Annotated in this window: 14 protein-coding genes and 2 pseudogenes; 7 read left to right on the forward strand and 9 right to left on the reverse strand. The window is 75.4% G+C overall.

Annotated features, from left to right (window positions below):
* Window positions 1-3: 3 nt before the first annotated feature.
* The 5 genes and pseudogenes from ACIQZO_RS10545 to ACIQZO_RS10565 form a co-directional block, all read right to left on the reverse strand.
* Window positions 4-189 carry a hypothetical protein gene (locus ACIQZO_RS10545; RefSeq protein WP_403623119.1) on the reverse strand — a complete coding sequence of 62 codons (186 nt, stop codon included), beginning with the start codon at window positions 187-189 and terminating at the stop codon, window positions 4-6.
* Between the two features lie 49 nt (window positions 190-238).
* Complete coding sequence (locus tag ACIQZO_RS10550) at window positions 239-715, reverse strand: hypothetical protein (RefSeq protein WP_403623122.1); 477 nt, start codon at window positions 713-715, stop codon at window positions 239-241.
* Between the two features lie 185 nt (window positions 716-900).
* Window positions 901-1,631, reverse strand: a pseudogene (locus ACIQZO_RS10555) (SDR family oxidoreductase).
* Between the two features lie 132 nt (window positions 1,632-1,763).
* Complete coding sequence (locus ACIQZO_RS10560; RefSeq protein WP_403623124.1) at window positions 1,764-2,267, reverse strand: SRPBCC family protein; 504 nt, start codon at window positions 2,265-2,267, stop codon at window positions 1,764-1,766.
* A gap of 74 nt (window positions 2,268-2,341) precedes the next feature.
* Window positions 2,342-3,370: an NUDIX domain-containing protein gene (locus ACIQZO_RS10565; protein WP_403623127.1), complete on the reverse strand. Its 1,029-nt coding sequence runs from the start codon at window positions 3,368-3,370 to the stop codon at window positions 2,342-2,344.
* A 263-nt stretch (window positions 3,371-3,633) separates the two neighbouring features.
* Between ACIQZO_RS10565 and ACIQZO_RS10570 the strand changes: the two are divergent.
* The 7 genes and pseudogenes from ACIQZO_RS10570 to ACIQZO_RS10600 all read left to right on the forward strand — a co-directional run.
* A pseudogene (locus ACIQZO_RS10570) lies at window positions 3,634-4,632 on the forward strand (VanW family protein); the annotation flags it as partial.
* A complete protein-coding gene (locus tag ACIQZO_RS10575; protein WP_403623130.1) occupies window positions 4,620-5,846 on the forward strand; it encodes a DUF418 domain-containing protein in 1,227 nt (408 codons plus the stop codon). The pseudogene ACIQZO_RS10570 and the gene ACIQZO_RS10575, both read left to right, overlap by 13 nt.
* Before the next feature lie 303 nt (window positions 5,847-6,149).
* Window positions 6,150-6,395 carry a hypothetical protein gene (locus tag ACIQZO_RS10580; RefSeq protein WP_403623133.1) on the forward strand — a complete coding sequence of 82 codons (246 nt, stop codon included), beginning with the start codon at window positions 6,150-6,152 and terminating at the stop codon, window positions 6,393-6,395.
* Between the two features lie 144 nt (window positions 6,396-6,539).
* A complete protein-coding gene (locus tag ACIQZO_RS10585) occupies window positions 6,540-8,075 on the forward strand; it encodes a hypothetical protein (protein WP_403623136.1) in 1,536 nt (511 codons plus the stop codon).
* A 156-nt stretch (window positions 8,076-8,231) separates the two neighbouring features.
* Window positions 8,232-8,891 (forward strand): NAD(P)-dependent oxidoreductase, encoded by a 660-nt coding sequence (locus ACIQZO_RS10590; protein WP_403623139.1) that lies wholly within the window; start codon window positions 8,232-8,234, stop codon window positions 8,889-8,891.
* A gap of 108 nt (window positions 8,892-8,999) precedes the next feature.
* Window positions 9,000-10,754 (forward strand): RNA ligase family protein, encoded by a 1,755-nt coding sequence (locus ACIQZO_RS10595; protein ID WP_403623142.1) that lies wholly within the window; start codon window positions 9,000-9,002, stop codon window positions 10,752-10,754.
* On the forward strand, window positions 10,754-13,633 hold the full coding sequence (locus ACIQZO_RS10600; protein ID WP_403623144.1) for a poly(A) polymerase: 2,880 nt from the start codon (window positions 10,754-10,756) through the stop codon (window positions 13,631-13,633). Before ACIQZO_RS10595 ends, ACIQZO_RS10600 begins: the two co-directional genes overlap by 1 nt.
* 127 nt (window positions 13,634-13,760) lie before the next feature.
* On the opposite strand, the gene ACIQZO_RS10605 is transcribed toward ACIQZO_RS10600, so the two are convergent.
* The 4 genes from ACIQZO_RS10605 to ACIQZO_RS10620 all read right to left on the reverse strand — a co-directional run bounded on the left by ACIQZO_RS10605 (window position 13,761) and on the right by ACIQZO_RS10620 (window position 18,153).
* Window positions 13,761-14,678, reverse strand: a complete 918-nt coding sequence (locus tag ACIQZO_RS10605; protein ID WP_403623396.1) for an NADP-dependent oxidoreductase — start codon at window positions 14,676-14,678, stop codon at window positions 13,761-13,763.
* A 154-nt stretch (window positions 14,679-14,832) separates the two neighbouring features.
* Complete coding sequence (locus ACIQZO_RS10610; RefSeq protein WP_403623147.1) at window positions 14,833-15,909, reverse strand: RNA ligase (ATP); 1,077 nt, start codon at window positions 15,907-15,909, stop codon at window positions 14,833-14,835.
* Between the two features lie 106 nt (window positions 15,910-16,015).
* Window positions 16,016-16,765, reverse strand: a complete 750-nt coding sequence (locus ACIQZO_RS10615; protein ID WP_403623150.1) for a peptidoglycan-binding protein — start codon at window positions 16,763-16,765, stop codon at window positions 16,016-16,018.
* Window positions 16,766-17,022: 257 nt separating this feature from the next.
* Window positions 17,023-18,153 (reverse strand): MFS transporter, encoded by a 1,131-nt coding sequence (locus ACIQZO_RS10620; RefSeq protein ID WP_403623153.1) that lies wholly within the window; start codon window positions 18,151-18,153, stop codon window positions 17,023-17,025.
* Window positions 18,154-18,295: the final 142 nt, after the last annotated feature.

An 18,295-nucleotide genomic window follows, 5' to 3' on the forward strand; every position in this document is an offset into this window, starting at 1 on the left:
GGGCTATTGCTCCCGCAGTCGGACCAGGCGCGGCCACAGGGTCGACGCGTACCGGGTGCGCGCCTGGAAGCTCGCGTCGCAGATGGCGGCGCCCATGTGGAACCAGCCGCCGGCCGGTGGGAACGGGCCGTCGCCGAGGACGTTGCGGACGTGGTCGGCGAGCTGCCGGGCGGGGTTGGGCGCGGTCACGGGCCCACGATGCCATGCGCGTCCGGCCTCGCGGACGGCAGACGAGGAATCAGACCGCGGTACGGCGGCGCAGGCGTTCGGCGGCCGCGTTGCGGACACGGCGGGTACGGGCGTCCGTGGCGAGCAGGCTCAGCGCCTCGTACGAGGTCAGCAGCCGGACGGCGGTGCGCTGGCACCAGTCGGACGCGGCGGTGAGCTCCTCGGCGGACCAGGGTTCGCCGCGGGTGACGGCCTCGAGCAGGCTCCACTCGCGCAGCCGGCGCTCCGGGAAGGGCCGCCCGGTGAGGGTGGCCGCCATGGCCCCGGCCCAGGCGGGGAACTCCGCGGCGGCCAGCAGGTGCGCGGCGCGCCGGTCGAGGTGGGTGACCACCGCGGCTTCGGCCATCACCCGGTCGGGGTCGCGCAGCACGGCCGCCACGACCTCGGCCTCGGCCCCGGCGCCCCGGTCCGGCGCCACGGCGAGCGCCTCCAGGTGGCGGGCGTAGCGCCAGTGCTCGGGGGGCGTGTCGTCGTCGGGGCCGCTCATCGGGCCACTCCGTCGCGGGCATACCGGCGCGGGCATACCGGTACCCGCGCCGGTATGCCCGCGGCGGGTCGCTGCTGGTTCTTGCCTCTCCCCATGGCACCCATTCCACACGACCGCCCCGAACGGTCGGCGGTCAGGGTGCCGTCGGGGCGTCGGCGGGGTCGGTCGGGGACGGTCGGGGTCGGTCAGACCTGCTCGAAGTGGAAGGACTTGATGAAGCAGTCGCGTGGCTGGCCGATCGCGAAGAAGATGCAGTCCACCAGCGACTGCGCGGTCAGCGGGTCCTTCGCGGTGCGCGGGGCGTCCTCCCAGGACCGCGACAGCGGGTCGTGGTTGTCGAAGTCCGGCGGGTAGAGGGAGATGACGCGGACGCCCTGGTCGCGGAGCCGGCGGGAGAGGATCTCGGTGAATCCGGCCTGGGCGCTCTTGGCGGCGTAGAAGGCCGCGTGCGCGTCGGACCTGGCCCCTCTCCCCGCAGCCGGAGACCATGGTGACGATGTCCCGGCCCGGCCGACTTCAGGAGCAGCGGGAGGAAGGCCCTGGTGGCCAGGACGGTGCCGGTGGCGCCGGAGGCGAGGGTGTCGGTGACGTCCTCGTCGGAGGCGGAGAGCAGGTCGGTGCCGTGCTGGTAGCGGGAGCCGTTGTTGACGAGTACGTCTATCCGGTCGGTGCGGGCGGCGACCGCGGCGGCGAACTCCCGTACCGAGGCGCGGTCGATGAGGTCGCAGGCGTAGGCGTGGACGCGGTCGGCGCCGTGGCCCTGGGCGAGGATCTCCTCGCGGACGCGGTCGGCGGCCTCGAGGGTGCGGGCGGAGAGGTGGACCTCGGCGCCCCTGCTCGCGAAGCGGAGGGCGAGGGTGCGCCCGAAGTCGCGGTCGGCGGCGGTGATGACGACGCAGTGGTGCTCGAGCGTCATGTCCGCGCTCCTGATTCATGGTCTATACACATGATCTCAGGTGCGGTACGGAGCAGGGTGGTTGGGCCGCGGGAACCACGGGGAGCCGGCCGCTCGGGGGCGCTACTGCGTACCGGCTCTCCGCGCCGCGGGTCAGTCCTCGCCCGGCTCGTGCTCCGCCCCGGGGAGCGGAGCCCCGGTCTCCAGCAGGGTCTTGAGGCTCGACGCGAGCATCGGCCAGGCTCGCCCGCACATGCCGATCAGGGTGCCGCCGGGTTCGAAGCCCTCGTGCAGGATGGTCAGCCGGGCGAGGGTGTCGCCGACGGGCTCGATCTCGTACGTGACCTTCGTGCGGCGCTCCTTGGCCAGTTCGGCACGCAGGTCCTCGCCCATCCCGACCGAGGCCGCCCACTGCGGTGTGAAGGTGTGCCAGGTGTAGGAGAGCAGGCGGTCGGGGATGCAGTCGAGGACCACCTGCTCGGGGTCACTGGTACGGGCCCCCCGCTCGACCCAGTCCATCGGCGAGCCCACCGCCCAGTCGGTCTCGAAGCTCAGACCCCAGTACCGGCGGGTGAGGGCGGGCTCGGTGAGGGCCTGCCAGACCCGGTCGGGGTCGGCCTGGATGTACAGGGTGTAGGTGATCGCACTGTCGCTCATGCGCCCATGCTGCGGGACCACGGACCGCGGACGCCGGATTTCCCGATCATGGCGATGGGCGCGGGGCGGGCACCTCACCAGCGGGCGCCGCCCTCCGGGAGTTCCGTGGGCGGGGTGCGGGTGGGGGTGGGGAGGCCGAGGCGGCTGCGGGCCGTGTGGACCGCCGTGAGTTCTTCGTGGCCCGCACGGCCCCAGTCGCTGAGTTCGCGGACCTGTTCGGGGGTGGCCAGGAGGCGGGCGCACTCGGGGTCGGCGGCCGGGGGCAGGCCGGTGAGGCGGGCGGCGGAGCGGGTGTGGGCGCCCTGGTCGGTGTGCCGGTAGCCGAGAGGGGCGGCGCCGTCGGTGGGTCCGGCCGCCGGGGGCGGGAGGTGGGCGGCGCCGGTGGCGCGGGAGACGAGGAGCAGGACCCGGCCGTCGGGGGCGAACAGCCAGGACTTCGTATCCCGTACGGGCAACGGCTCCGGGACCGGTCCCGGATGCCAGGCCCCGTGCTGCGGGACACGCCGCGTACGCAGGACACCGAGCCGGTCCAGGGCGGTCGGGGCGGTGGGGCGGCCGTCCTCCAGCAGGGCGGTGCCCGAGCCGTTGATCCGGGCGCGCAGGGCGGACAGGGCGCGGCGGGCGTCGCCGGGGTCCATCAGGGCCGCCAGGTCGGCCGGTTCGGCGAAGTGGATGCCGGTGATCTCCTGGGCCGGCAGGCGGACGGCCTCGATCCGGTCGAGGGTCCAGGTGCCGCCGTCGTAGACGTGCAGGATCTCGCCGGGGAAGCGCATCTCGGGCGGGAAGCCGGGGGTGTCGGCGGGGATCCAGTCCACGGCGAGGCCGCGCGGGTAGCGGCCGTCGACGCCCAGCTCCTCGCGCAGCTCGCGGGCGGCCGCCGCGGACGGCGCCTCCCCGGCGTCCACGGCCCCGCCGGGGAGCAGCCGGTCGGCGCGGTAGTCGACGCTCTGGACGAGGATCCGGCCGCGGGTGTCGGTGACGAGGACGACGGCCGCGGTCCATACGGCGGCCCGCGAGGCCCCGTACTCCGCCGGGGTCATCCAGGTCCCGGACCGCTCCCGCTCGTGTTCGTCGATCGCGCCCTGGTCGGTCAGCTGCGGCATCGGACTCCGTTCACCGTGGGTGGACCCGCCGGTCTGTGCAACAGCGGGCGCGGCCCCCGGGTTACGGCGCCCCTCCCGCCCGGTCCCACACCCCACCGCTTTGCCACCCCTATACCTCCTTATTACTTGGTTATGCACTCCCTGGTACGTTCCGGATGCGGACTGGCGGTGTGAAAACCGCCGGTCCGACCACTTTTCACACATCGCACGGACCCAGGAGAGACCCCCACATGCGACGCGCCTCCCCCACGGGCACCGGCATCCCGGCGGAACCCGGAGGGAGGTGGACCGCGAAGGGAGTCGGCGGGGGCCGCCTCGCCCCGGGCCTCGACGCCAAGGAGCTGCTCGCCGACCCCGCCCTCGCCGGGCCGCTGCGACAGGCCGCCCCGGGCCCCGCCGAGGCACGGCTGCGCCTGGACGCGGCGGGCCGGGTCTCGGTCGCCGAGGAGGGGAAGGCGGGCCGCCGGGTCACCGAACAGGCGCTGAGCGCAGCGGTGCTGCCCCTCCTGACCGGCGCCGGCGCCACGGCCCGTACCGGCGAGGTCGCCACCGAGGCCGCCGCGCCCCGGCTCTCCGAGGGCACCGTCGGACGGCTCGGGATCAAGGAGAAGGTGTCCTCCTTCACCGTCCGGTTCGAGCCGGCCGCCTACCGCACGACCAACATCGGGCGGGCCGCCGAGCTGATCAACGGCTCCCTGGTCCTGCCCGACGAGACCTGGAGCTTCAACCGGACGGTCGGCGAGCGCACGAAGGAGAACGGCTTCGTCGACGGCCTGATCATCAACAACGGCCAGTACGAGAAGGCCGCCGGCGGCGGGGTCTCGGCCGTCGCGACCACCGTCTTCAACGCGATGTTCTTCGCGGGCGTCAAGCCCGTCGAGTACGGCGCCCACTCCTTCTACATCGAGCGGTATCCGGAGGGCCGCGAGGCGACCGTGGCCTGGGGCAGCCTCGACCTGCGCTTCGCCAACGACTCGGGCAAGGCCCTCTACATCCAGGCCGAGGCCACGGACACCTCCATCACCATCACCTTCCTCGGCACGAAGAAGTACGAGGAGATACGCGCGAACCAGGGCCCGCGGACCAACGTCAAGCAGCCGGCCACGCGCACCGGCAGCGGACCGAAGTGCGAGCCCCAGCCCCCGCTGGAGGGCTTCGACGTGGCGGTGGACCGGGTGTTCGTACAGGGCGGCAAAGAGGTCAGGCGGGAGACGATGAAGACCCGTTACACGCCCCGCGACCATGTGACGTGCGGCGCGTGAGCGGCTGCGGCGCCGCGAGTGCCCCGGCCGGGGCGTCCGGCCGGCTCGCCGGGGTCGACGCCGTGCGCGGCCTGGCCGTTCTCGGCATGTTCGCCGTGCACGTCGGCCCCGGACCGGAGCCCGAGGGCGCCGGATACCTCCTCGTCGCGGCCGACGGCCGCGCCCCTGCCCTCTTCACCCTGCTCGCCGGCTTCTCCCTGGTCCTGGCCCAGCGGGGACAGGACCCGTCGCAGCGGCCCACGGGCTGGGCGCGCCGCTGGCGGCCCCTGCTCATCCGGTGCGCGGTGCTGGCCGTACTCGGTCTGGGGCTGGCCTCGTTGTGGCCCGGAATCCTGGTCATCCTGGCCTTCTTCGCCGTGTACTTCCTGGCGGCCGAACCCTTCGCCCGGCTGTCCACCCCGGTCCTCACCACCGTCGCGGCCGCCTCGGTGGTGGCGGGCCCGGTGCTGTCGTTCCTGCTGGGCCCGGTGTTCGGGTACGAGGCGTCCGGGCGCGGCCTGGTCCCCGAGGCCGCCGATCTGACGAGCTGGTCCGGGCTGGGCGCCGTGCTGTTGGAGCTGCTGCTCACCGGGGCTTATCCGCTGGCCACCTACTTCCCGTACGTGCTGGTCGGAATGGCGCTCGCCCGGCTGTGCGACGTGCGGGCGCGGAGCGTGGCCCTGCGGATGGCGGCGTGGGGCACGGCGGCCGCCTTCGCCGGCTACGGCGCGGCCTGGCTGGCGAGCCATGTGTTCGGCGCCCGGCAGCGGTTGCTGGAGGCGATCGCCGTCCATCATCCGGAGGCGATGGCCGCGACCGACCCCGTACGGGAGGTGCTGCGCGGTCAGTACGGAGCCGTGCCCAGCACCTCCTGGGACTGGCTGCTGGTGGCCGACCCCTACAGCCAGACCCCGCTGGAGACCCTGGGCAACGCGGGTGTGGGCTGCGCCCTCATCGGCCTGTGCGTGCTCGCCGCGCGGCACGGGGTGGGCGCCCGCGCGCTGCGGCCGCTCACCGTGCTCGGGGCGATGGCGCTGAGCGCGTACGTCGTCCACGCGCTGGTGCTGGCCGGTCCGGCGCACGGCGCCGCGTCCTGGTCCGCCTGGCTCGCCTTCAGCTGCGCGGCACTGGCCCTGACCTGGGCCTGGCAGCGGATCTGGGCCGGCAGCCCGCTGCGCCGCGGCCCGGTGGAACACCTGCTCAGACTGGCCGCGCAGGGGCGGATCCGGCCCTAGCCGTCCCCTTGCGACACGCTGTCACCCATCTGTGTGATGGGTTCGGCCCGCGCGGCGGAGGTACGGCAGGGTGGGCGGATGCAGTTGTGCCGGGCCCTGGCCCTGACCCTTGCCGCGCTCGTGACGGCCTCCGGGTGTGTGACGGTGCGTCCGGCGGCTCCGCCGGACGCACCGCGGCCGGTGCCCGTGGCGGACGGTACGCGGGCGCGGCAACCGACGCCCCTCGCTCTGCCGTTGGGCCCGCTGCCGGAGTCGGCCGCACCCGCGACGCCGGTTGCGGCACCCGCACCCGCTCCCGCTCCCGTGTCCGTACCGGCCGCGACCGCGGGCGAGCGTCCGCACCGGCCGCGCCGGGTCGACGCGAAGCCCCCGCGGCCCCGCGGGACCGTCAAGCAGGCGAAGCCCGCGGCGCCGGCCAAGCCCCGCAAGCGGCCGCCGGCCGCCACGAGGCCCCGGCCGGCCGCGCCGCCGCCGTCGTTCGACATGGCGGCCCTGTGCGAGGCGGCCAAGGGCACCGTGCCGCCGTCGATCGTCGCTCTCTGCGGCTGAAACTCCTCGCGGGCCGCCCTCCCGGATCCCCGGATCGGGGGCGAGCGGACATCAAGGCGCCCGGATGCCGGATCCGGTCATGTCCGGGTGATCTCCGGCGATACCCTCGGAGCCGCAGAGCGGACGACACGGGGAGCCACCTACATGTACGACGCGGGGCCGCAGGCGGCGGGAGCCGTGCGGGCGCTGAAGGAACTGGCGCGGGAGCGGCCGGACGAGCTGGAGCTGTTCGAGGGCTTCACGGACGCGGAGTTGGACGGCTGGGCCGTCGCGGTGCCGGAGGAGGTCCGGGTCGTCCTGCGGGAGATCGGCGGGCTGGAGACCGAGGACCACGAGTACCGCTTCGGGCCGCGCGGCCGGGAGGTGTTCGCGGACGGCTGCTGGACCCTGGGGGAAACGGACTTCGGCGAGGGCTCACTGATCGTCGGGGTCGGGGGCGCCGTCTGGGGCCCGGTCGTGGCCGTCAACCCGTGGGGCGCGGACCCCGATGTCACCGTCGAGGCCCCGGACTTCACCGGCTGGCTGGCCGGGTTCGCCGAGCGGCTCGCCGACGGGGTGCCGGACCGGCCGAGGGGGAGGTTCTCCGCACCGGCCACCGCCACCGTCGAGCTCGCCGAACGGGCCGCACTCGCCCAGGGCGGCAATCCCGAACTCGCCACTCTCCCTCACGACGGCGACCCCGAACTCGCCGCGCTCGTCGGCCGCGGCGACTCTCTCACCGATCTGGTCGACCTGCACGGCCTGCCGGGCTATCCATGCGCCGTGGACTGGGAACCGTACTTCTCCACCTTCCACCACACCGCCGACACCGGAAGCAGCGAGGTCCAGTTCCAGATCGTCGGTGACGGCCGGGCCCTGCTGCTGCGCAGCGTGGTCAGCGGGGACTTCCTCGGCCGGGCGGTGCGCCGCCACCGCGTGCCGGCCGACGCCGCCCGCCGTGCGGTGGTCGAGCTGCGGTCACTGGCCGCCGAGTTCCCCGACCTCGTCGCCCTCGAGGCGGGTTGCGCCGACTCCGTCATGGACGGCTGGGCCCTGCCGGTCCCCGAGGAGGTCCGGGGCCTGCTCCGGGAGATCGGCGGCGTCGCGATCGCGGGACTGCCGACGCTGCGGCTGCTGCCCGGGGCGCCCGAGCACACCGTGGACCCGGAGCTGCACCGCATGCTGGGCGGCGACGGCGCGTACTGGCCGCTGGCCCGCATCTCCTACGGCCGCGGCCACGCCCTCGCGCAGATCCGTATCGACCCGGCGACGGGGCGGTGGGGGTACGTCGTCTCGGTGCCCGGCGACGGCGAGAAGCTGCGGGAGTACCCGGAGTTGGCCCTGCTCGCCGAGTCCCTGCCGGACCTGCTGCTGACCTTCGCACGACTGGCCCGGCGGGCCGCGGCGGGCCCCGACTTCGCCGCGCGGATGGCGCGGGACACCCGGTGGCTGTTCCCCAACACCGGGGAGCCCTGGCCCCGGCCCGCCCCGGTCGGCGAGTGGGCCGGCTCCGCGGACCCGCTGCTCGCGGCGGCCACCGAACTGCCGGACGGAACGCACGCCGCCGACCTGCGGGCCGTACCGATCCCGAGCGACCTGTGCTTCTACCGGGCGGCCGGCTGGCCGTACGCGGCCCGGCTGGAGCGGCTGCACTTCGCGGCGGCCGGGCAGCTGGCGGCCGCGGTGCCCGTCCGGGGCTGAGGACGCCGAGGGCGTGCACGGCCGCCGCCGATCCGGGCCCGGATCATCCGACTGGCCCCGGCCCGGCTGCCCGGGGGCGGTGCGCGGGTTCGCTTGGATGGGCCGGGCGGGGACCGACCGGAGCTCCGTACCGCCCTCCACCCCCAGGGAGTCGCCATGACGAAGATCGCCCTCTTCGGCGCGACCGGCACCATCGGAAGCCGGGTGCTCGACGAAGCACTCCGGCGCGGCCACGAGGTCACGGCGGTCGTCCGCGACCCGGAGAAGTTCCCGGACTCCGCGGGCGGCTCCGCGACGGTGGTGCGCGGCGATGTCCTCGACCCGGCGTCGGTGGCCGGGGCGGTGGCCGGGCACGAGGTGGTGGTCAGCGCCTTCGGCCCCGGCCCCGGGGACCCGGCCGCCCTGGTGGCGGCCGCGAGGTCGCTGATCGGCGGGGTGCGCTCGCTCGGCACGGACGCTCCCGCCCCGCGGGTGGTCGTGGTCGGCGGGGCGGGCTCGCTGCGGACCCCGGGCGGGCCGCTGGTCTGGGACGAGGCGGGCGTTCCGGTGCCCGTCCTGGCCCTGATGCACGCCCACGGGGACGCCCTGGACTACCTGCGGACCGTGCCGGTGGAAGAGGTGCGCTGGACCTGTCTGAGCCCGGCCGCGCAGATCGCGCCGGGCGAGCGCACGGGCACGTACCGGCTGGGGCTCGACGGGCTGGTCGTCGACGAGGAGGGCCACAGCCGGATCTCGGCGGAGGACTTCGCGGTCGCCCTGGTCGACGAGATCGAGCGCGACGCGCACGCGGGCCGGCGGTTCACCGTGGCCCATTGAGCGGCGACCGGGCGGCCCGCAGGGCTTCGGGGAAGGCGTTATTGGGTGGATGGGTCCGGTCGGGCTACCTAGAGTGACGGGGCACCCGACGTCGAGCAGGAGCGGATCATGCGCATCCACTACCCCCGTACACCGCACCTGCCCTGGTCGCCCGGCGCGTCGGCGGACGATGTCCGGGCCGTCGGACTGGCGGGGCTGGCCGGACGCGAGGTCGTGGTGACGGAGAAGCTCGACGGGGAGAACACCACCCTGTACGCGGACGGCCTGCACGCGCGCTCGCTCGACTCGGCGCACCACCCTTCGCGCGCCTGGGTCAAGGGCCTCCAGGGCCGGATCGGCACCGGGATCCCGGCCGGGTGGCGGGTGTGCGGCGAGAACCTGTACGCCCGGCACTCGATCCCCTACGAGGACCTGGACAGCTGGTTCTACGGGTTCTCGGTGTGGGACGGGGAGCACTGCCTGGGCTGGGACCGGACCGTACGCTTCCTGCGCGGCCTGGGCGTGCCCACCCCGCGCGTGCTGTGGCGCGGCACCTTCGACGAGCGCGCGCTGCGCAGACTGAAGCTCGACACGGCGCGGCAGGAGGGGTACGTCGTCCGGACGGTGGAGGGCTTCACGCGCGAGGAGTTCGGACGCTGCGTGGCCAAGTGGGTGCGCGTCGGCCATGTGCAGACCGGTACGCACTGGATGTTCGCGCAGGTCGTGCCGAACGGGCTGGGGCCGGCGGCCCCGTTGTGGGCGGTGCGCTCGGGGGCCGGGGCCGATGTGGCGGGGCTGGCCGCCGCCGTGGGAGCCGATGCTGCCGAGACCGCCGACGCGGACGAGGTGGCCGAGGTCGCGGCCCGGATCGACGGGTCGGGGCGTACCACCGGGGAGGACCGGCTGGCCGGCGTCCTGGCCGCCGTGCTCCGCGGCGGGCCGCGGTCGCGGATCGCGGCGCGGCTCGCGGCGGGCCCGGCCGGGATGGGGCTCGCGCGGCGGGTCGCGGACCTGGTGGGGCTGTACCCGTATCTGCAGCGGCCGTTCGCGGACGCCGACCGGCGGGCCGGGCTGGTCCGGATGGCCGCGGCGGCCGATCTCGGGGTGCTGCACGCGCTCGCCAGGGCGCTGGCGGACGGGCCGGAGGCGCGGGAGTGCGTGGAATGGTCCGCGCTGTGCGCCGAGGAGGCGGGGCTGCTGGGCCGCGATCCGCTCGGGGACTTGCGCTCCGGGCTGCGCGAGCCCCTCGCCGGGCTGGACGCGGCCGCGGCCGACCGCTGCTGGGCGGAGGTCCGGCGCGCGTTCGGGCAGGGCAGGATCTCCGGCGCCGCGGTGGAGGAGGCGGTGGCGGCGACGTGGCAGTGGCGCGAGGGAACGTTTCCCCGACTGGTGCAGCTGTGCGGGCCCTCGGGCAGCGGAAAGAGCACCTTCGGCCGCGAACTGCCTGGCGTGGACGTGTACATCAGTCTTGACGACCTGCGCGAGGCCCGGGGTTCCCGCGCGGACCAGCGCTCCAACGCCGAGGTGCTGAGCGAGGGACTGGACCGCCTCGACGCGGCCCTCGCCCGCGGTGGAACGGTGGTGTGGGACGCCACCTCGCTCACCGACCAGCAGCGCGGGCTGGCCGGCTCGGTCGCGCGGCGCCGCGACGCGCTGGTCACCCATGCCGTGGTGCTGGTGGAGGAGGCGGAGCTGGTACGGCGCAACGGGGTCCGCCCGCACCCCGTGCCGCCGCCCGTGCTGGCCTCGCAGCTGCACCGGTTCAGCCCGCCGTACGCCGGTCAGGCGCACCGGACGTGGTACATCGGGGCGGCCGGGCACATCGAGGACACGGCGGGCGGCCTCGCGGCCGATCCGGCGACCGCGGGACGGGGGGCGCGGTGATGCGTACCAGCGAGGAGCTCTACCACCAGGTCCGCTGGGACTCCCGGTTCGATCCGGCGCGGTTCGTACTCGGACTGCTCCAGCGCGGGGCCGCGCCGAAGCGGGTACCGCTGCCCTCCTTCGTTCCCGGCGGCGACATCCCCTGGCACCGGGTGCTGTTCGTGGAGGCCGACGGCGAACTGGTGTGGGACCGGGCCACGGGCGTGGACCGGATCGACGCCACCACGGCGGGCCGGGTCCGTGACCCGCGGCTGCTGGGCGCCCCGTTCTTCACCGCGCGGACCCCGCACGCGTGGGATCCGGCGGGCGGCGGCGCGTGGCGGCCCGCCGAGCCGGTGCCCGCGGGCGCGCCGGTGGCCGCCCCGGCCGCGGTACGGCTGCTGACCTGGAACACGCTCTGGGACCGCTACGACGGTCCGCGCATCGCGACCGCCCGGCGCAGGCCGCTGCTGCTGGCCGCTCTCGCGGCCGCCGGTGCCGGTGTCATCGCCCTGCAGGAGGTCGAACCGGCGCTGCTGCACATGCTGCTGGCGGAGCCGTGGGTACGGGCCGGGTACACCCTCGGCACGGATCCGGGCGGCCGGGACGTCGCCGACTTCGGGCTGCTGGTGCTGAGCCGGCTGCCGGTGCGGGAGGCGGGCGTGCACGTGCTGCGTCCGCACAAGGCGGTCACGGCCGTGACCGTGGACACCGCGGCCGGCCCGCTGATCGTCGCCGCCACCCATCTGACCAGCGACCACACCCAGAACGGGGACGTCCGGCGGGAGGCCGAACTGGCCCGGCTCGCCAAGGGGCTGGGCTCGGCCGAGGCCGCGGTGGCACTGCTCGGCGATTTCAACGACGGCCGCCACGGCGCCGAAGGGCCCGCCGCCGCACTCGTTATGCGGGACGCCTGGAGCGAGGTGCACGGCGCGGCGGACGATACGCCGACCTTCGACCCGGCGGCCAATCCGCTGGCCGCGGTGGGCTCGCTGTCGGGGCGGGCGGCCCGGCTGGACCGGATCCTGCTGCGCTCCGGCACGGCGCGGGTCACGGGGGCCGCGCTGCGCGGCGACGCGCCGGGCCCGGAAGGGCTGTTCATCTCCGACCACTTCGGGGTGGAGGCAACGGTGGAGCTCGGCGCGCGGGACGGCGGGCCCGCGCGGCTCGACGTACCGGCGACGGCCCGGACGGCGGTGGCCTGGCTCCCGCCGCGCCTGCCGGAGGCGGTGGGGGAGCTGCGCCGCGCGCACGACCCGCAGGCCGGACGCTGGCCCGCGCACGTGAACCTGCTGTTCGGCTTCGTACCGGAGTCCTCCTTCGCCGAGGCCCTGCCGCTGCTGACGGAGGCGGCCGCCGCGACCGGGCCGTTCCCCGCCCTGCTGGAGGGCGTGCACAGCTTCGGGCACCGCGAGGACGCCACCGTCTGGCTGGACCCGGCGGCGGCCGGTGAGCAGCCGTGGCAGGAGCTGCGGCGAGCGCTGGCCGAGCGGTTCCCGGGCTGCCGGGGGCGCACGGGTGACCACAGCGGCTACACCCCGCATCTGACGCTGGGACGCAGCCGGGACCCACAGCGGGCGGTCGCGGCCTTCGCGGCGCGGCTCGGCGGCCCGGTGGCCGCGCCGGTCGGGGAGCTGGCCGTGCTCTCGCGGCGCGGGGACGGGCCCATGCGGGTGCGGGCGACCGTGACCTTGGGAACGGGCGAGGTCCGCTGGGAGCCGGAGACCGTGGAGCAGCCCGCGGCCGCGCCCCGGGACGGGGCCGCCGAGTCGGTCACCGCCCACGTCACGGCGGCCCTCGGCGACGCGCAGGTGCACCTGGCCGGGTCCCGGCGCATGGGCTGCGCCCTGCCGGGGTCCGATCTGGACCTGGTCGCGGCGCTGCCGGGCCCCGCCGATCCGGCCCGCGTACGGGACCGGGTGGCGGCGGCGCTGCCCGAGGCGGTGCGGCTGCGCGAGGTGGTGGGGGCGCGGGTGCCGGGCCTGCGGTTCCGTGTCGGCGCACTGTCGGTGGACCTGGTGGCGGTGGCCACCGGCGGGCTGGACCCGGCGCACGCGGTGGCGCGGCGGGCGGAGCTGGGTGAGGCCGCCGCGCTCGCGCTGAGCGCGGTCGCAGACGCCGATGCCGTACGGGACCGGGTGGGTGCGCAGCGGCATGCCGCGTTCGCCGGGCTGGCCCGGCGGGTGAAGGCGTGGGCGCGGGCCCGGGGCCTGGACTCGGCGCCGTTCGGCGGGCTGCCCGGGCTGGCCTGGGCGGTCCTCGCGGCGCGCACGGTGCAGGAGGCCGGGGCGCTGCCGCCCGACGCGCTGCTGCGCGAGTTCTTCGGCCGGTGGGCGGCCTGGGACTGGCGGGAGCCGGTCTCCCTGACGCCGCTGGAACGGCCGGCGCCGGTGCTCCCGGGCGCGGCGGGCGGGGAACCGGACCCCGTCACGGTCCTCACCCCCTCGGAGCCGGTGCGCAGTTGCACCGCCCAGGTGGGGCCGGGCCTGCGCGACCTGCTGGTCCAGGAGTTGTACGCGGCCTGGGAGGCGCTGGAGTCCGGCCCGGAGGAAGGCGGCCGCCCGGCGCCGGGGCCGCCGCCGCTGCACCGCCGGCACGCCGCCTGGGCGGTGGTCACCGTACGAGCGGGCTCCGAGGCGCGGTTCGAGGAGAACCTGGGCCGGATGCGCGGTCGGCTGCGGACGCTGCTCGGCGCGCTGGAGGAGGCCGGTGTGCGGGACGCGCACGCGTGGCCGCGCCCCTTCGCGTCCGGTCCGGCTCTGGCCCGCTACGCGATCGGGCTCGGCGCCACCCCGCCGGACGCGGCGCGGCTGGCCGCCCTGGCCGGCCCCTGGCTGTCCGGACTGCCGGGGGTCGAGGTCTCCTGGGCGGCGGGCGGCGAGGTGCCGGACCTGATGTGACGGGGTCGGGCCGGGCTGCCGGCCCGGCCCGAGGCCTCAGACCCCAGGCCTCAGACCCCAGGCATCAGACCCCAGGCATCAGACCCCAGGCATCAGACCTCAGACCTCAGACCTCAGGCATCCCGCCTCAGACCTCGATAATGATCTTCCCGGCCGTGTGCCCGCCCTGGCTCAGTTCGAAGGCGGCCGCCAGCTCGCCCAGCGGGAAGGTCCTGGCGACCGGAACCTTCAGCTTCCCGCTGTCGGCGAGCCGGCCCAGTTCGGCCAGGTCGCTGCCGACCGGGCGGACCCACATCCACTCGCCGCCCGCCCCGAGCACGCTGGGGTCGGCGATGGAGGCGTGTCGGCCGTCATCGTGGAGCACCTCGCGGGTGACGGCGCCGACGCCGCCGACGAAGTCGGCGACGACCGTGGGGCCGTCGGGTACGAGGGCGCGCACGCGCTCGGCGAGTCCGTCCCCGTACTCGATGGGCTCGGCGCCCAGTTCGCGCACCCGGTCGTGGTTGCGCGGGGAGGCCGTGCCGATGACCCGGGCGCCGAGGGCGCTGGCGATCTGCACGCCGAAGGAACCGACGCCGCCCGCCGCACCGTGGATGAGGACGGTGTCGTCCTTGCCGGTGCCCAGGCGGGTGAGCAGCTGGTAGGCGGTGAGCCCGGCGAGCGGGAGTCCGGCGGCCTCGGCCCAGTCGAGCGAGGTGGGCTTGTGCGCGAGGGCGCGTACGGGCACGGTGACGAACTCGGCGAAGGTCCCGCCGTGCACGTAGTCCTTGCGGGCGTACGCGATGACCTCGTCGCCCTCGGCGTACTCGGGGGTGTCGATGCCGACCCGCTCGACGGTGCCGGCCACGTCCCAGCCCGGCACCACCGGGTAGAGGACGTCCATCAGGGGGTCGAGCCCGCCCGCCATGATCTTCCAGTCGACCGGGTTGACTGCGGCGCACTTGACCCTGACGAGGACCTCGCCGGGCCCGACCTTGGGCATCGGCAGCCGGGTCTCGGAGAGCACCTCCGTCCCGCCGTACGTCTCGTACGCCATCGCCCGCATGGTTTCCTGGCTGCTGCCGCCCGACTGGGACATGTGCCCGACCTCTCCGTGTGCTGGTGGAACCCGCCCCCGGGCCATCCCACCATGCACGAAGCGCCCGCCCCACGAGGTGGGGCGGGCGCGGCGCGGCGTGGCGTCGCACCGGGCGCGTAGGTCACTCGTACTCGGTGCCGCCCTTGCGGGTCAGGTACGCCGGGCTGACCGCCTTGGCTATGGCCCGGCCGCCCACGACCGGGCTGTACCGCTCGGCCGACGGCCGGACGACCACGCCCTCGCGCAGGTGCACGGCCTTCCCGGAGACGGTCTCACGCCCGCTCGCCAGCTCCAGCACCGTGTCGGGATCGTACGGGCCCTCGTAGAGCCGCGGCACCAGCGGGAGCTCACCGACCGTCAGGACGGCGGCCGGGTCCAGCCAGCGCACCTGGCCGTCGATCTCGGCGGACACGTCGAAGACGGCGTATCCGGGGGGCGTGTCGGCCGTGGGCACGTCGGTCCCGTAGGAAAGGTCCTGGACCCCCTTGCCGTACACCTCGCCGAAGATCCCGACCCGGGTCGCGCCGAGGCGGTCGGCGAGGGCTGCGGCGACGGCCGGTACGCCGTGGCCCCGGACGGCCCGCCAGTAGACGTTGCGCTCGTCCTCCTTGAGCGCCAGCCCCTTCGAGCCGAACCCCTTGGAGGAGACGAAGGACCGCTCCCCCTCGGCCACGTACGTGAACAGGCAGGCGGTGCCGTGCAGCTTCTCGGTGAGGACGACGGGCTCGCCGGGCTCGAAGATGTGCGGGTAGCGCTGGAGGTTCTCGATGTCGACCCACGGCAGCAGGTCGGCGGCGGCCTCGACATCGCCGTTCATGGTCGTGGGGATGGGCGGGGCCCATTTGGTGATGCCGAGCAGCTCCGCGAAGTCCGTCTCCTCCTTGGCCGCCCGGGCCAGGTCGACGTCGGCGAGCACGCGCGGCCTGCACACCAGTCCCTGCGAGAGTTCGCCGCGCAGCCGGACCGCCTTGACCCGGTCGGCGGAGCTGCCGGCGAGCCGCCCGGTGAGGCCCAGTTCCTCGATCAGATCGGCCGGCAGCACGGCCTGCTCGGGGATGTAGAGCGCGAACTCGCCCGTACGGTAGGCGCCCTTGGCGATCACGGCACGGTACAGGCCCACTTGGGCCAGTTCCAGCGCGTCGGCGTTCGGGTGCTCATGGACGGTCAGCTCTTCGGCTGTGACTCGTAGGGTCGACACGGGGCGGCTCCAACATCGGTTCAGGGACGTGACGACGACGCCCGGTGGTGCGGCGGGTCGGTGACGAACACTCTGCTTCCCGCCATTTGCGCTGGTCCAGCGATTATCACGGTGTTAGCCTGCCGCCCCTCGCCCACGTCACGCCCACCGACGCCCGGGTGGCCGGGCCGTAGACGCCGTCGGGGTCTCCCTTGATCGAGCGGTCGCGCTGCAGCTGGCTGACGCCGCGCTTCGTCCGATGGTCGAAGACGCCGGTGACGGAGACGTAGGTGAACCCCTGACCGTGGAGCAGCTCCTGCAGGGCGCGCACCTCGGGGCCGCTGTCCCCCATCCGCAGGGTTGCGGAGGATCCGGACGGGTCCGGGGCCGAAGCGGTCGGCGAGGAGGGCGGTTTCGGGGGCCGTTCGGGGGCCGAGGGGGACGACGGGGGCGATGCGGGCCGTACGGAGGCGGTCGGCGCGGGTGCGTCCACCTCCTCGACGGAGTCCGGGCTGCGGGCCGGGAGCACCGGAACGGACAGCTCGGCGGGCGCCCCGGCCCGGGGCGGAAGCGGATCGGGGCCGCTGAGCAGCAGCACCGCGGCGCCTACGGCGGCGAGCGCCAGCAGGGTGACCACGGCGAACGGGAGCCGGCTCCGGACGGCGGCCCGCACGGGAGGGTGCACGGGAACGGGAACCGGGGCGGCCGCTCCGGGGGCCGGGACGCGCGCCGGGCCGGGGAAGGCCAGCGGGCCGGTCTGCGGCCACGCGGGCGCGGGCGCCGCCGGCCGGTGCGGTCGGTCCGAGGGGGTCACGTACGGGCGTACGAGCAGGTGGTCGTCAGGGACGATCCCGCTCTCATCAGAGTCCTGGGGCATGGTGGTCTCCCGGCGGGGACGGGGGCCGGCGCGGCGGTGCGGTGCCGGCCCCCACCCGGTCGGTCAGGCTCCGCGCCGCCGGGCGGCGGGAGCCGGGGCCCCGCCGGCGACGGGGGCGCCGGGCGTGGATATGGACATCTGACGTATCTCCGAAGTGCGGCTCAAGCGGTGATCCTTGATCGGCGCACTCTCGCCCTCCGGCAGGGCCCCGGTCAAGCCGGATGTCCGATCCGCACCTGTCCATCCGATCTGTCGGGTCAGGTGAGGGCCTCGGGCCTGGGGCGGATCGCCGTGGCCCAGATCGTGCCGGCGGCCGCGAGCATGAGGGCGGCGCCGCCGAGCGGGGCGGCCGGGGCCGAGATGCCGTCGACCGCGAGGCCGCCGCCCAGCGCGCCCGCCGCTATGGCGAGGTTGAACATGGCCACCATCAGCGAGGATGCGGCCTCGGGCGCGTCCGGAGCCGCCTTGAGCATCCAGCCCTGGACGCTCACCGAGACACCTCCGTACGCGAGTCCCCAGGCCAGGAGCAGTGCGGCTGCGGCGACCGGCCCCGGCAGCACCGCGATCAGCCCGAGGACCGCGGCGAGGGAGGAACTCACCACGAGCAGGGTGCGGTACGGATCGCGCGCCCCGGCCAGGAAGTTGCCCGCGACCCCCGCCACCCCGTATCCGAGCAGCAGGGTGCTGACGTACTCGGCCCCGATGCCGGAGACGTCCTGCAGGATCGGCCGGACGAAGGTGTAGGCGGCGAACTGCCCCGTCACCACGAGGAAGGTGACGATGACCCCGGCCCGCACGGCGCGGTTCTCCCGGAGCAGGGCGGGGAGTTCGGGGAAGGTGACGTGGCGGGTCGGCGGCAGCGCGGGCAGCAGCAGGAGCAGGGCGGCCAGCGTGAGCAGGCCGAGGACGCCGACCGCCGCGAAGGCGGTGCGCCAGCCGCCGACTTCACCGAGCAGGGTGCCGGCGGGGACGCCGAGGACCGAGGCGGTGGGTACACCGCCGAAGACGAGCGCGGTGGCCCGGCCGACGTGGCACTCGGGCACGAGGCGTACGGCGAGTCCGCCCGCGACGGCCCAGAAGCCGCCGACGCTGACTCCGACGAGCAGGCGGGCCGCCAGCACCACGGCGAAGCCGTGGGCAAGGGCCGCGCCGAGGTTGGCGGCGACCATCAGGGCGATGAGCACGCACAGCACGAGCCGCCGGTCGAGCCGGCCGGCGCCCACCGTGACCAGCGGCGCGCAGAAGCCGGCGACCAGCCCGGGCGCGGTGACCATCAGGCCGGCGGTTCCGTCGGACACGCCGAGGTCGGCCCCGACGGGGGTCAGCAGCCCGACGGGCAGCAGTTCGGAGGTGATCAGGCAGAAGATGCCGAGCGAGACGGCGCACACGGCCGCCCAGCCCCGCCACGGAGCGCGGCCGCTCCCCGGTGCGCGGCCGCTCCCCGGTGCGGATCGCTCCCCGGTGCGGATCGCTCCCCGGACACGGATCCGGGCGCGGATTCGGCCCCCGGCCGGGCCACGGTCCTCGGAT

Origin of the sequence: Streptomyces sp. NPDC097617 (genome assembly GCF_044761485.1) — a bacterium.
Classification (GTDB): domain Bacteria; phylum Actinomycetota; class Actinomycetes; order Streptomycetales; family Streptomycetaceae; genus Streptomyces.

Coding starts and splice junctions, on each gene's coding strand:
- ACIQZO_RS10605 (WP_403623396.1), bottom strand. CDS start 14,678: ATGCGGGCGATGGCGTACGAGACGTACGGCGGGACGGAGGTGCTCTCC.
- ACIQZO_RS10560 (WP_403623124.1), bottom strand. CDS start 2,267: ATGAGCGACAGTGCGATCACCTACACCCTGTACATCCAGGCCGACCCC.
- ACIQZO_RS10590 (WP_403623139.1), top strand. CDS start 8,232: ATGACGAAGATCGCCCTCTTCGGCGCGACCGGCACCATCGGAAGCCGG.
- ACIQZO_RS10585 (WP_403623136.1), top strand. CDS start 6,540: ATGTACGACGCGGGGCCGCAGGCGGCGGGAGCCGTGCGGGCGCTGAAG.
- ACIQZO_RS10565 (WP_403623127.1), bottom strand. CDS start 3,370: ATGCCGCAGCTGACCGACCAGGGCGCGATCGACGAACACGAGCGGGAG.
- ACIQZO_RS10595 (WP_403623142.1), top strand. CDS start 9,000: ATGCGCATCCACTACCCCCGTACACCGCACCTGCCCTGGTCGCCCGGC.
- ACIQZO_RS10550 (WP_403623122.1), bottom strand. CDS start 715: ATGAGCGGCCCCGACGACGACACGCCCCCCGAGCACTGGCGCTACGCC.
- ACIQZO_RS10615 (WP_403623150.1), bottom strand. CDS start 16,765: ATGCCCCAGGACTCTGATGAGAGCGGGATCGTCCCTGACGACCACCTG.
- ACIQZO_RS10600 (WP_403623144.1), top strand. CDS start 10,754: ATGCGTACCAGCGAGGAGCTCTACCACCAGGTCCGCTGGGACTCCCGG.